This is a genomic window from Collimonas sp. OK307 (assembly GCF_900113705.1).
Classification (GTDB): Bacteria; Pseudomonadota; Gammaproteobacteria; order Burkholderiales; family Burkholderiaceae_D; genus Collimonas.
Window position 1 is genome coordinate 30,481 of the sequence record NZ_FOQI01000004.1, and the last position, 13,046, is coordinate 43,526.

A 13,046-nucleotide genomic window follows, 5' to 3' on the forward strand; every position below is an offset into this window, starting at 1 on the left:
CGCGCTAAAGCAAAGCGGCATCAGCTGATTTGGTCAATCCACCTCAGTTTCCGGCGCCGCTGCCGGCACCGCGGTTTTGAAGCGGTAAAGGCGTTGCCGGTAATTTCCTTCCGGCCCGTCCGGGCCGCAATCCACATCTTCGAACAAACGTGCGATCCGGCTCAATGCCTGACGCTCGTCGCCAGTCTGGATCTGGATCAGACGCCGCTTGCTGCGCGCGTACTGGGTGCGGATATCGACTACCAGGCAGTGCCCGCAGTCGGCCAGGTTCAAATCCAGCAACAGCGCTTCCGGCCGGCTCAATCCGAATAAGGTCGCCAACTCGATCCGTGCCGCCAGAAACGGATGCGCCGTGATTTGTTCACGCGTCAATTGCTGCCGGGCGACCTCGGCCCACGGCGCCGGCTGCGCGCTATCGGCAATTTTTGCCAACAATCCCGCCGCTTCACTACTGCCCTGAGCCGCGGCCTTTTGCAGCCAATACACCGCACGCACGTCGTTAGCCAGTTTCTCGCGCCGGGTGCGCCAGGCACTCAGGCCGCATTCCAGTTGCGCCGCGCAATGGCCCATTTCGGCTGCATGCTCCAGATGGCGCTGCATATCCACCAGATTGCGCTGGGAAAACTCGGATTTCAGATAAATCCGCGACAACGCGTACCAGGCATCAGCCAAACCGGCCTCGCCTGCCAGCGTCAGCCAGCGAATGGCCTTTTTGTAGTTAGCCGAACCGCTCCCCACCAGCAAGCGCTCGCCTTCGCTGTTCATGCGGGCATGCCACAGCCCCAGCGCCAGCTGGGCGGCTTTGTCATCGCCATACGCTGCCAGTTCAAGAAACTGCTGCACTTCGGCAGCATCGACGGTATCGCTGGTCTGCAACACTTGGGCACACCGCACCAGCAAAGACAGGTTTTCTTCGCCCAGCTGCCGCTCCAGGGTTTCCGACGGCACATTCAATTGCGCCAGGATATCGACATACTGTTCTGAAAGCGCCCTGGCCAGCGGCAACGCCCGCTCCAGGAAAACCGGCCAATCGGCATTTTCCCAGGCCAGCTGCGCCAGCGATTGCTGAGCCTGCGTCACGCCGGCATCTGCGGCACGCGCAGTCCATTTCAAGGTTGCGTCTTGTTCAGGTTTGGAAGCTGGCTGGGTCCCGGACAATGGCGGGTTTGACATGACCGCGCGACCGGACGCCTGGGCCGGCACGCTGTCGGCATGCTGGGCCAATAGCCATTGGGCTTCGGCGATGCCGGCATTGGCAGCGGTCTCCAGCACTTTGATAACTTTGCCGCGCAGTCCGTGCAACGCATTCGGATCGCTGCCTTCGCGGTGCAGTACCAGTTGCGCCAACACCAGACCGGCCTGCATCTGGCCCGCGTCAAAAGCACGTTCATACCAAACGCACAATGCCAGCGGGTCGCTGGCCGCCTGCGCCACCTCAAGCGGGATATGGCTGCCAATCAACATCCAGGCTTCGGATTCTTGTTGTTGCGCGGCCCGCTCCAGCCAATGCAGCGCTGTCGACAAACTTTGCGGCAAGCCGTTACCGCCGAATAAATAGCGCTTGCCTAGGGCTAGCTGGGCAGCCGCCTGCCCGGCGCGTGCTGCGCGAATAATCGCTAAGTCTTCACGTTTAGCCATAAGTACTCATTACCAAAACGTAAATTATGCTCGATAAATGGATGGAATTTTATTTTTGCTTGATTTTTACGATATGTGGATCTTTTACGCAACATCAACTCCCAGCCGACAAAAAATTTTTGCGGTGGCAGCATTGTCCGGCACCGCTCTTGGACAATAACGAAGAAATCATGCAACATCGCCCAAATATCATCAAAATCTTCTAATTTCGCCAAATTGACGTTACTCGACTTTTAAAATATGAGGCTCTCGATTCAGGTAACAGCTATTCGGCCGGCTGGATCGTCTGTACGGCAACGCATATTCTGTTTTTGCAATAGCCTTGGAGCGCTAAATACGAACCAGAACTCTTCACTAGCCTTCGCAAAAAGCCTAATATTAGTTACGCAACAGGTGCAATTGCCAAATTGCACACGACGCAATATCCCTGTTTGCGCAAATCCGGGCCGCTGCAAGCACAGCTAAAGCCCTTCCATGCTTGTCACAAAAATACAACACAATTAACAATCTTCTTCAATTTCGACCAATTTATAGCGTCACAGGAAACCAAACCGCAGGCATTGCCAGCGAGACCCCTTAATGTTCATCCATCCGGCAAGATGTACGGATCCTTAAGACAGTTTTCTAAATAAAGGACGTCAAATGAAGAAATCACTAATCGCACTGGCCGTACTCGGCGCAATCGCAGGTGCAGCACAAGCTCAAAGCTCCGTAACCATCTACGGTATCGTTGATACTGGCGTCGTTTACACAAGCAAAGCTCTGACATCCACTGGCGGCACTGGCAGCAAATTCAGCATTAACTCCGGCGTTATCCAAGGTTCGCGTCTGGGTTTCAAAGGCGTTGAAGATCTGGGCGGCGGTCTGAAGGCTCTGTTCCAATTGGAAGCTGGCTTCAACAACGACACCGGCGCATTGAACGGCCAAGACAAGGGCACTACTAACCTGTTCCGTCGTAAATCGGTAGTCGGTCTGGGCGGCAACTTCGGTTCCGTTCTGCTGGGTCGTCAAACTGACATCCTGGACGACGTCAGCCAATGGACTTCGGTTCAAGATTTCGGTGGCGTAACTGGTTCCGTCGGTCACAACTTCAACCGTTTGGAAGGTACACGTACCAACAATTCCATCCGTTACAACACACCAGATCTGTCCGGCTTCACAGCTAGCGCAATCTACGGTTTCGGCGAAGCAGCTGGCCAAACTTCGAACGGTCAATCGTTCGGTCTGGGCGGTCAGTACGCTAACGGCCCACTGGGTCTGTTCGCTGCTTACTACCAATCGAAACTGGGCACTCCTGGCGGCACTAACGCCAGCGACACTTCGATCCTGGGCAACACATCGTTCGCTGGTCACGGCAACGCTGGCGACACAGCTCTGAAAACATTCAGCCTGGGCGCTAGCTACCAAGCTGGTCCAGCACGTCTGTATGGTAACTGGTCGCGTACTAAGCAACCTCTGGCATACACATCGACTCTGGGCGTTACCGGCAACCTGCAACCAGGCAGCTTCACAGTTGGCAGCTTCAACAACACCAAGGCTGACATCTTCGAACTGGGCGTGAACTACGCTGTTACTGCTCCTCTGCACCTGTTGGCTAGCGTTCAATACAACAAGCTGACATTTGCTGATGCAGGCTCCGACAAGGGCAAGCTGACCCAATTCAACCTGGGTACTGACTACTTCCTGTCGAAGCGTACTGACCTGTACGCATTCGTGTCAAACCTGCGCGCTAAGGATGCTGTCAATCCAGGCGTATTCGGCGACAGCCTCGGCAACACTGGCAACCAAACAGCTGTTGCTGTTGGTATCCGCCACAAGTTCTAATTTAAGCTGACCGAACCCGCAGCAGCAAGCGGGTAAGGTTGCTTGATTAGAGATGTAAAAGGCCCACATGGCTTGCCATGTGGGCCTTTTTTATTGCCTGACGATTAGCGTAAGACTCCAAAGTTGTCACGCACCGGCATAGCGGTGTACTCTTGATCATTCCCTTTCTTCATCACCGACATACATGACCCTCCAACTTGATCCCGATGCTATCGCCCAATATCTGATCGATTCCCCGCATTTTTTCGAAGAACACGCTGAACTGCTGGCCAAGATTCGCCTCACCAGCCCCCTGTTAGGGCGGGCCGTGTCGCTACAAGAGCGGCAAATGGAAATACTCCGCGAAAAAATCAAACTGCAGGATTTGCGCCTGGCCGACATGGTGCGCAACGCCCAGGAAAATGATGCGAGCGCGCATAAACTGTACAGCTGGACCCGCAGCCTGCTGCTGGCCCGCAACGACGTCGACCTGCCGCACACGCTGGTCGACGGCCTGCGCACCGGTTTTGCAGTACCTCAGGCTACCTTGCGGCTGTGGGGCGTCGCCGAGGAGTATTCACACACCTGGTTTGCAGCCGCGGCTTCCGAGGATGCCAAGATTTTCGCCAGTGGCTTGAGCCTGCCGTTTTGCGGCAGCAACAATGATTTCGAAGCAGCCTCCTGGCTGGAGCAGGATGTCCAGTCCGTCGCCATACTGCCCTTACGTAACACCAGCAGCAGCGCCACCGCCTCGGCAACCTTCGGCCTGCTGGTGCTGGGCTCGCCTGATCCGCAACGCTTTAGCGCCGACATGGCAACCGATTTCCTGGTGCAGATTGGCGAGACCGCAAGTGCTGCGCTGGCCTGCCTGCTCGATTAACCCGTTTACCCTTTATCCCCGGCCATCGTGAGCGGCGACACCAACCAGACCTACCTCAGCCGCTATCTGGATAGCCTGGCAGGACAGCGCCAGCTATCAGCACATACGATCAGCAACTATGCCCGCGACTTGAAGGAACTGGCAAGCTTCACGCAGGCACTCGGCGACGGCTGGGAGTTCGCCGCCGTCACGCACTTTCACATCCGTAAATTTGCCGCGCAACTGCACTCGCGCGGATTGAATCCAAGTTCGATTGCGCGCAAGTTGTCAGCCTGGCGCGGCTTTTTCGAATGGCTGGCAGAGCAGACCACGCTCGCCAGCAATCCGGTCGAAGGCGTAAAAGCGCCAAAGCGCGCCAAGCCGCTACCGAAAGCCATGGCCCCCGACGATGCGATTCATCTGGTGGCCAGTGGCAATCCATTGGCCGATGCCGGCTCCAGCATGGCGTTATGCAATCACGCGATGTTTGAACTGCTGTATTCCAGTGGGCTACGCGTCTCGGAACTGGCAGGGCTGGACCTGCGCTATTGCAAGCAAGCAGGCTATGAATCGTCGGGCTGGATCGACCTTGACGCGGCCGAAGTGACCGTCACCGGTAAAGGCGGCAAGAAACGTAGCGTGCCAGTGGGCAAACCGGCAATACAAGCGATTGCGGCCTGGCTGCCGCTACGCCAGGCGCTGCTCAAAAATGATCAAGATGATAAGGACGGGCATGCCGCAGCTCTGTTCCTGACCGAACGCGGTACCCGTGTATCGCCGCGCGTGATTCAATTGCGCCTGAAACATCATGCGCAATCGCTCGGCATCGCCAGCAACGTCCATCCCCATGTGCTGCGCCATTCATTCGCCTCGCACATGCTGCAGGGCTCAGGCGATCTGCGCGCAGTACAAGAGTTGCTGGGACATGCATCGATCGCCGCTACCCAGATATACACCTCGCTCGACTTCCAGCGCCTGGCGCAGGTTTATGATGCGGCCCACCCGCGCGCAAAAAAAATCTCGGATACATAAGCCCAGATGCATGAGCAGCAAGCTGCAACCTCTTGGGCTGGACGCTGCGATCCACATACCACATCAAATATGCAACTGAATTGCATTTCAGGCATAATTGAAATCTAACCTACCCATACTGCATTATGAACCCAGGCCAAAAACTGAAATCTGCCGCTACCGCCGCAAGCGCCAAGGGCAACACCCATCAGCATGCGGCGGCGTTGGCCGAAGCGCAGTTGCGCGAAGTTGCACTGCGCATCACTCCTGCACGCATCAAGGTCCTGGCGGCCCTGCTGGAGGCCCGTTGCGCTTTTTCACACCAGGACATGCAGGACCAGTTTACCGAGATGGACCGGGTAACCCTGTATCGCGCCCTCGATTGCCTGACCGACGCCGGCCTGGCGCACAAGATTTCCGGTGACGATCGCGTGTTCCGCTATAGCGCCGGCGCCGAGCACGGCGATTCCAGCCCGCACGGCAGTGCGACGCATCAGGCCCAGCATCAGCACGGGCATTTCAAATGCACCCGCTGCGCCAAGGTATTTTGCCTGGACGGCAGCGGCGACGCCGGTTTCCTGGACAGCATCCTGGCGTTAGGCGACAGCCACGCCGGCACCACTACACCGGCCAAGCTGCGCAAACAACTGCAACAAGCGTTACAAGACACACTGGGCAAGGGCTTTCAAGGTCATGAGATCGAACTGACCATCAAGGGCTGGTGCGCCGATTGCGCGCACTAGTCTGTTGCATTCATGACAGCAGTTTGCCGGGCTGAATTCCCACCCGGTTTTTATCGTTTTTAGTTTTCATTTTTCCGAATCTCACTATGGCACTCATTCCCACCACGATCCTGACGGGCTTCCTCGGCGCCGGCAAAACCACTCTGCTCAACCGCATCCTGCAACAGCAGCACGGCCATAAAATCGCCGTGATTGAAAATGAATTCGGCCAGGAAAATATCGATAATGAAATCCTGGTGCAAGACAGCACCGAGCAAATCGTCGAAATGAACAACGGCTGCATCTGCTGCACCGTGCGCGGCGACCTGATCGTCGCCCTGACCACGCTGGCGCGGCGCCGTGCAGCCGGCGAGCTGAACTTTGACCGCGTGATTATCGAAACCACCGGCATGGCCAATCCGGGGCCGGTAGCGCAAACCTTCTTTGTCGACGATGAAGTCGCAATGCACTTCATGCTGGATGCGATCGTCACCGTGGTCGATGCAAAGCATGCAATGTCGCAGCTCGACCAACAGGAAGAAGCGCAACGCCAGGTAGGTTTTGCCGATAAGTTGCTGCTCTCCAAAACCGATCTGGTGAGCGCGGAAGAAGTTGCTGTCTTGACCAGTCGCCTGAAACGCATCAATCCGCGTGCACCGATCATTACGTTGGATCCGCAACACACGCCGATCGACGAAATCCTGGATATCCGCGGTTTCAATCTCAACGCCAAGCTGGAAATCGACCCTGACTTTTTGGCAACGGAAGAGCACGCGCACGAGCACAGCGGCGACGATTGCGACCATCCCTCCCATGAACATGAGGGCCACGGCCATCACGACCATTATCATGCACATCACGATGATGAAATAGCCGCTTTTGTGTTCAAAAGTGAAAGGCCCTTCGATACTGCGCGCCTGGATGAATTCCTCGGTGGCCTGGTGCAAGTATACGGACCGCGCATGTTGCGCTACAAAGGCGTATTGTTGATGGATGGCGCCGACCGCAAGGTTGTGTTTCAGGGTGTGCATCAAATCATGGGCAGCGACGTCGGCGGCAAATGGGATGCAAATGAGACACGCGGCAGCAAAATGGTCTTCATTGGCAAGAATCTGCCGAAAGACATCTTTATTCGCGGTTTGGAGCAATGTTTGGTATAAACTATGGCAGTTTTGCGCTGGGAAATCACTGGATAGCGGGCCAATCGCATCGTCGTCTGGCTGCTGATTTAAGGGAGAGGACCATGAACCTGACCGTTAAAAAGGCCGTTGCCAAGAAGGCAGCGGCGTCGCTAGGCAAATTGACGCCGAAAACCCGGCCAGCCAGTACTCCCGCCAGTAAAGCAGGTAAAAGCGCTGATAAAGGCGCAGTTAAGGTAGCAACCAGCAGCGCAAAAATAGCTGAAAAAGCAGCAAAAATCTCCACCAGGGTGCCACTGAAGTCCGAGTCCCCTGTTGCAACCGCAAGTAAGGCTGCGTCCAAAGTTGCCAAACCTAGCCCCAAACCTGTTGTAAAATCCCTAGCCAAGAAAACGGCGACGGCCAAATCTGTTACCAGCTCCGCTCCGGCGGCAGAGAAGGCAACACGCAATAAGGTAACGCGTAGTGAAGTAACACGAAATGAAATCACGCTAAATACAACGGCAAAGACCAGTAGTTCTGTTACAAAGAAACCGAGTTCCCCAACGGCCAGATCCGGCGCTAGCAGCACCAGCGACAAGCCCGCAAGTGCCGGATTAACGGATAAAATTGATAAAAACGTCGTATCGAAAGCAAGCGAAGTGGCTACTAAAACAACCAAACCAACCTCCGAATCCGTTCTGTTGACCGAAGAGCAAATCCTCAAGATGAGCGAAAAGGACTACATGAATGAGGCGCAACTGGCTTTCTTCAAAGCGCGTTTGCAGCAGTTAGAAATCGACCTGCTCAAGAACGCCGGAGAAACCACTGAGCATTTGCGTGAAACCGTCCTGGTACCAGATCCGGCAGACCGCGCCACCATCGAAGAAGAACACGCCCTGGAATTGCGTACCCGCGATCGCGAACGCAAATTGCTCAAGAAAGTACAGCAATCGATCGCATCGATTGACGCCGGTGAATACGGCTGGTGCGAAGAAACCGGCGAACCGATCGGCATTCCACGTTTGCTGGCACGCCCGACTGCAACCTTGTCGCTGGAAGCGCAGCAACGTCGCGAACTGAAACAAAAGCTTTACGGCGATTGATCTTCGATAGCGGCCCCGGGGGCTATGGGAAAATTTAAGCCAAGGTAGGTAGCATTGCGGCCTTGATTGGTTTTCCTGTAGCTTTTAGCCTGATCCTTGATGGCTGCCCTCTTTCGCTGTCGTTGTTTTCAACGCTACCAGATTCCTTGATGTCCACTCAGGTATTCCGCTCAAGACGCCTTCGGCACGCCGCCTTTGTGCCCGTGCTGGTATTGGCGATCCTGTTCGCGCAATGGCTGGGGCTGACGCATAGCATCGTCCATGCGGCTTGGGAAAACAAACAATCGACCCAACTGACGCACATGACGTCGGTAATCGAGCGCACCATCGAAGGCGGCGGCAAAGTACATCACTCTTGCGCCGCATTCGACGATGCCACCCTGGCGGCAACAATCTACTCGGCACCGCTGACACTACCGCCATTGCCCGGCAAACATGTGCTGGCCTTGTGGCAGGCATTCGCTTCATGGCATGCCCCGTTCACCTGCCATTTCTCGCCTCGCGCACCACCCCGCTCCTGACAGGACGCAGTTACCGGCTTCGCTTATCGCGAAGCACACCATTCGAAACAAATCGTTATTTGTTGCCGTCGCCTTTGATCGTGCGCGATTGATTGTGCGGCTTTGCACATCGATTTTGCATCGACTCGAACACCGACGACCATTACCTGTCCAGGAATCATCATGCATGTCCAACGTACGCTGTTATCCAGCGCGGTTCTGTCCGCGCTAACCGTTCTCTCTTCTGCAGCCTCCGCCGCAGATGTTCAACCCGACGCCGCGGAGCAGATTAAACCGTTGCCACAAATCGTAGTCAGCGCCAACCCGCTCAACCCCCATGTCGACACCCAGCTCCTGAGTCCGACCAAAATATTGTCCGGTGAAGAATTACGCAACAAGACCGGCACATCGCTGGGAGACACTTTGTCGCAGGAACTCGGTGTATCGGCATCCGGTTTCGGCGCCGGCGCTTCCCGCCCTATCATTCGCGGCATGGAAGGTCCACGCGTCAAGATTCTGCAAAACGGCATGTCGGTGGCAGACGTCTCCAGCCTGTCCAACGATCACGCGGTAGCCACCGAGGCTGCGACGGCCCGTCAAATTGAAATCCTGCGCGGGCCGGCCGCACTGTTGTACGGTTCCGGCGCGATCGGCGGCCTGGTCAATGTCGTCAATGACCGCATTCCGACGCAGTTGCAAGAGGAACTCAGCGGCGAAACCGAAGTGCGCTATAGCAGCGGCGACAATGGCAGAAGCACCTCGGTGATGCTGGACGGCTCGACCGGACCGATAGGCATGCATCTGGACGGCAACTGGCGCGACACCGGAAATTACAAAATTCCCGGACATGCCACCCAGAACGCCCCTGCTTCAGCGTCGGGGCGCTTGCCAAACTCGTTCACCCATGAAACCGGAGTCGGCTTCGGCGCCTCCTATATTGCATCCTGGGGTCATATAGGGGCATCGGTGGCAACCCTGGCTGACCATTACGGTATCCCCACCGAGGAAAAATCGTTCATCGATCTGCATCAAAACCGTTACGACATCGCTGGCCAGATCGATGACCCGTTCGTCGGTTTCGAAAAATTCACATTCAAGCTCGGCCATACCGATTACACGCACACAGAGAAAGGGGAAGACGGCACTCCGCACACGATTTTCTCGAATCAATCGACAGAAAGCCGATGGGAACTGGCGCACAAACCTGTGGCCGGATGGCACGGTACTTTCGGCATGCAAACCGAAGATGCACGCTTCTCCTCGCTCGGTGCTGCGAGCGGCTTACCCGACACGGTCCCTAAAACAAAATCCACCTCATTTGCCGCGTTTTTAGTCGAAGAACGTGAATTCGGTCCCCACCTCGCCAGCGCCGGCTTGCGCTTGGAATCGGTGAAACGTCAACCCGATGAAACGGCCGCGCTGCCCGATCGCAAGTTCAATCTGGCGTCTTACTCCATAGGCGGCCTCTGGCGCTTCGCTTCCGGGTACAGTTTCGGGCCGACCATCTCTATTGCACAACGTGCACCTACCGCAGAAGAGTTGTATTCGCACGGCCCGCATGAGGCTACCGCCACTTTCGACATCGGCGATCCTGCTTTGAAAAAAGAGACCTCACGCAACATTGAACTCACATTGCAGAAAACCACAGGCTTGATACGCTGGAAAGCCAATTTGTTCGAAAACCACGTGGACAATTTCGTTTATGGCCGCACGGTCGAGCCGGTTGAAGATGATCACGATCATCACGGAGACGACCATGATCACGACCACGGCGACTTCACCGAGCGGTTCTGGTCGCAAGCCGACGCCATCATCCGTGGCGCCGAAGCGGAAATCAGCTACAACTTGCGCGGCGAGGGATTTTCAATACGCGGCTTTGCCGACACTGCACGCGGCAAACTCAAGCAAATGGGTAACCTGCCTTTGCAGCCAGCTAGCCGTTACGGCATCGACCTTGGTTATGTGCAAGGGCCATGGCGTAGCGGCGTCACCATCCTGCGCGCGCTGCAACAAGATCGGCTGGCAACCTTTGAAGACAGCGCGACGCCGGCATACACCAAGATTGACGCCAATCTTTCATATACCCAGAAACTCGGTTCCTACCAGCTCACCTGGTTTGCCTTGGCCAAGAACTTGTTGAATCAAGACATCCGTCTGGCGACTTCGGTGTTGAAAGATGTTGCACCACAACCAGGCCGCAGCGTGATTCTTGGCGTACGCACCAGGTTCTAAATTTTCGTATCTGAAAGCCGGAATTGCCAAGCCAGGAAATCATGCTTGCAAAAGCATGCAGGCAGCACAATTCCGGTCTGCTTTTAACTATGTATTTATAGGCAAAATGTCTATTTTTTACGTTCAACATGTAAATGTTGCAACATATTTATGTCATAACTTAGGGTGTTCCAGACATACTTCCCGAGTTGCTTTGTGTTACCTTTAGAGGTATCGATTGATCGTGCTTTTTTATTCTTCGGAATATATAAAAACACGCAAAAGCGAGAACAGCATCAAAACAAAAATGTGGCCATAAACATAGCAAAGCAATGGCAAAAACGATGACAAAAGCGCATCTGAAAATTTGCGGGACAGGTATCGGCCGGTTAGCCGTAGTTAGCGGTATCTCGCAACCCGGTTTTCAATAAAAACATAGCTACTCATAAAGCTTTAACAGCAACTTACTTTCGGGATTAACACGTGGGGATTTTCTCGCTCTTCGGCAAAAATAATCGTCCAAACGGCGCTTCACCGGTGGATGAAAAAGTACCAGCCGCGGCAGACAATCAAGCGCCGGTTCTGTTTGGTGAAAGCCCGGAGCGGCAGACCAACTCCACCACGCTGCGCGATGGTGCGGTGCGTAGCACGACGACCATGAAAATCGATGCGATCGAGTCAGAGATGTCGTCTGAATTCGTCCATCTGCCGCCCGCTCACAAAGCATCTCTCGAGGCCAACAGCGCCGCGCCGATCACAACTACCCAGGGCTCTAACACGACCCAGATGACGCTGCCGGTGATGAGCAGAACCACCGAATACCTGGACGATCAATCGCGCAGCGGCAGCATCGAAGTATCCGTATCCGATACACCGGAAGTGATTGAAGAAGCAGCGGTATTGTTCGCCAGCGATCAGAGCGACATTGCCGAAGCGCTGCTGTTGAATGCAATTGCCGAAAACGATCTCGGTTCATCGACGCATATTGTCTGGTGGATGCTGCTGGATCTGTACCAGATCACCGGCAAGCAACAGGAGTTCGATAATCTGTCTGTCGATTTTGCCAACAAATTTGAAACTTCACCGCCGACCTGGATCGATATAATGACTCTCGATCCGCAGGCGAAGAATCAGGAAAAGCCCGGCGCGCTACCGGCGGTAGCCTTCTCCGGCAAACTCGACGCCAACATCGGCAAGCAGCTGGAGCGCGCGCAAAAACTGAGCGCCACCCACCCGGCAGTACGCCTGGAATTCACCCGGGTCAGCTCGGTCGATCCGATCGGCTGCGGCCTGTTGCTGCGCATGTTGAAAAAACTGCAAAAATCCGGGCTCGACCTGATATTGGTCGGCGCCGATGAACTGGCCGTCAAGATCCGCGAGATCCTGCTGGTCGGACGGCGCGACGAAACCGCCGCCCCCTGGCTGTTGCTGCTGGAAATCCTGCATCTGCTCAATCTCGAAGAAGCCTACGAAGATGCAAGCATAGATTACTCGATCACGTTTGAAGTCTCGCCACCGCCATTTGTCAAACCGCACGCCAAGATCATCACCGCCGCCGAGGACAATACCCTTAGTGCAAGCAACAGCACGAGCGGCAACAACAGCCTGCTCATGCCGATATTGATTGAAGGCCGGACCGACGAGCTGCTGACCAAAATTCAAACCCACGCCAATGCCTACAGCCCTGCGATCATGGATTGCTCGCGCCTGGTCCGGGTGGATTTCAGCGCAGCCGGCGAACTGCTGAATGGCTTGTCAATGCTGGCCAGTAACGGCAATGCGATTGAATTCCATAGCGTCAACCACCTTGTGACAGCCTTGTTCAAGGTCGTAGGTATACAAGAAGTGGTACGTGTGGTGCCGCGCAAGAATTAAGCTTAACGAATTAAGTTTTAAATTAAGTTTCAATAAAATCAAATCTCTGCAGTAATAAAAAAACAACGCTAAATCTACGTAATTCAGCGCTTGTAATCACGTCAGCCGCCCCCATTTTTTTGGAACAGTATCGATTTATTATTCGATAGCGAATCACATCATGCAGCACGGGCACCCAGCGCCCGGCATGAGCGGTCTGATCT

The 13,046-nt window shown here is 55.1% G+C and carries 12 protein-coding genes; 9 read left to right on the forward strand and 3 right to left on the reverse strand.

The annotated features are described in order from the left end of the window. Positions 1 to 33: 33 nt before the first annotated feature. Together BM205_RS07155 and BM205_RS24235 are read right to left on the reverse strand one after the other, a co-directional pair. The gene (locus BM205_RS07155) at positions 34 to 1,638 is read right to left on the reverse strand and encodes a tetratricopeptide repeat protein (RefSeq protein ID WP_092413837.1); all 1,605 of its coding nucleotides are present in this window, start codon (positions 1,636 to 1,638) and stop codon (positions 34 to 36) included. After that, positions 1,617 to 1,853, reverse strand: a complete 237-nt coding sequence (locus BM205_RS24235) for a hypothetical protein (RefSeq protein ID WP_175511196.1) — start codon at positions 1,851 to 1,853, stop codon at positions 1,617 to 1,619. Before BM205_RS24235 ends, BM205_RS07155 begins: the two co-directional genes overlap by 22 nt. A gap of 427 nt (positions 1,854 to 2,280) precedes the next feature. Between BM205_RS24235 and BM205_RS07165 the strand changes: the two genes are divergently transcribed. The 5 genes from BM205_RS07165 to BM205_RS07185 all read left to right on the forward strand — a co-directional run bounded on the left by BM205_RS07165 (position 2,281) and on the right by BM205_RS07185 (position 7,193). Continuing rightward, on the forward strand, positions 2,281 to 3,462 hold the full coding sequence (locus BM205_RS07165) for a porin (protein ID WP_092413839.1): 1,182 nt from the start codon (positions 2,281 to 2,283) through the stop codon (positions 3,460 to 3,462). Positions 3,463 to 3,646: 184 nt separating this feature from the next. Continuing rightward, a complete protein-coding gene (locus BM205_RS07170) occupies positions 3,647 to 4,321 on the forward strand; it encodes a DUF484 family protein (RefSeq protein ID WP_092413840.1) in 675 nt (224 codons plus the stop codon). A gap of 27 nt (positions 4,322 to 4,348) precedes the next feature. Continuing rightward, positions 4,349 to 5,332, forward strand: a complete 984-nt coding sequence (gene xerC, locus BM205_RS07175) for a tyrosine recombinase XerC (protein ID WP_092413841.1) — start codon at positions 4,349 to 4,351, stop codon at positions 5,330 to 5,332. A 125-nt stretch (positions 5,333 to 5,457) separates the two neighbouring features. Beyond that, the gene (locus BM205_RS07180; protein ID WP_092413842.1) at positions 5,458 to 6,054 is read left to right on the forward strand and encodes a Fur family transcriptional regulator; all 597 of its coding nucleotides are present in this window, start codon (positions 5,458 to 5,460) and stop codon (positions 6,052 to 6,054) included. An 86-nt stretch (positions 6,055 to 6,140) separates the two neighbouring features. Beyond that, on the forward strand, positions 6,141 to 7,193 hold the full coding sequence (locus BM205_RS07185; RefSeq protein ID WP_092413843.1) for a CobW family GTP-binding protein: 1,053 nt from the start codon (positions 6,141 to 6,143) through the stop codon (positions 7,191 to 7,193). A 25-nt stretch (positions 7,194 to 7,218) separates the two neighbouring features. Here the strand turns inward: BM205_RS07185 and BM205_RS07190 are convergent, their stop codons facing one another. Next, complete coding sequence (locus tag BM205_RS07190) at positions 7,219 to 7,833, reverse strand: hypothetical protein (RefSeq protein WP_092413844.1); 615 nt, start codon at positions 7,831 to 7,833, stop codon at positions 7,219 to 7,221. A 19-nt stretch (positions 7,834 to 7,852) separates the two neighbouring features. Between BM205_RS07190 and dksA the strand changes: the two genes are divergently transcribed. The 4 genes from dksA to BM205_RS07210 all read left to right on the forward strand — a co-directional run bounded on the left by dksA (position 7,853) and on the right by BM205_RS07210 (position 12,843). Next, the gene (gene dksA, locus BM205_RS07195) at positions 7,853 to 8,257 is read left to right on the forward strand and encodes an RNA polymerase-binding protein DksA (protein WP_038497220.1); all 405 of its coding nucleotides are present in this window, start codon (positions 7,853 to 7,855) and stop codon (positions 8,255 to 8,257) included. A gap of 149 nt (positions 8,258 to 8,406) precedes the next feature. Next, positions 8,407 to 8,778, forward strand: coding sequence for a hypothetical protein (locus tag BM205_RS07200; protein ID WP_092413845.1), 372 nt, complete (start codon positions 8,407 to 8,409; stop codon positions 8,776 to 8,778). 162 nt (positions 8,779 to 8,940) lie between these two features. Next, entirely contained in the window at positions 8,941 to 10,989 is a 2,049-nt protein-coding gene (locus BM205_RS07205) for a TonB-dependent receptor (protein ID WP_092413846.1), read from the forward strand. 462 nt (positions 10,990 to 11,451) lie between these two features. Beyond that, positions 11,452 to 12,843 carry an STAS domain-containing protein gene (locus tag BM205_RS07210; protein WP_092413847.1) on the forward strand — a complete coding sequence of 464 codons (1,392 nt, stop codon included), beginning with the start codon at positions 11,452 to 11,454 and terminating at the stop codon, positions 12,841 to 12,843. The last annotated feature ends 203 nt before the right edge of the window (positions 12,844 to 13,046 follow it).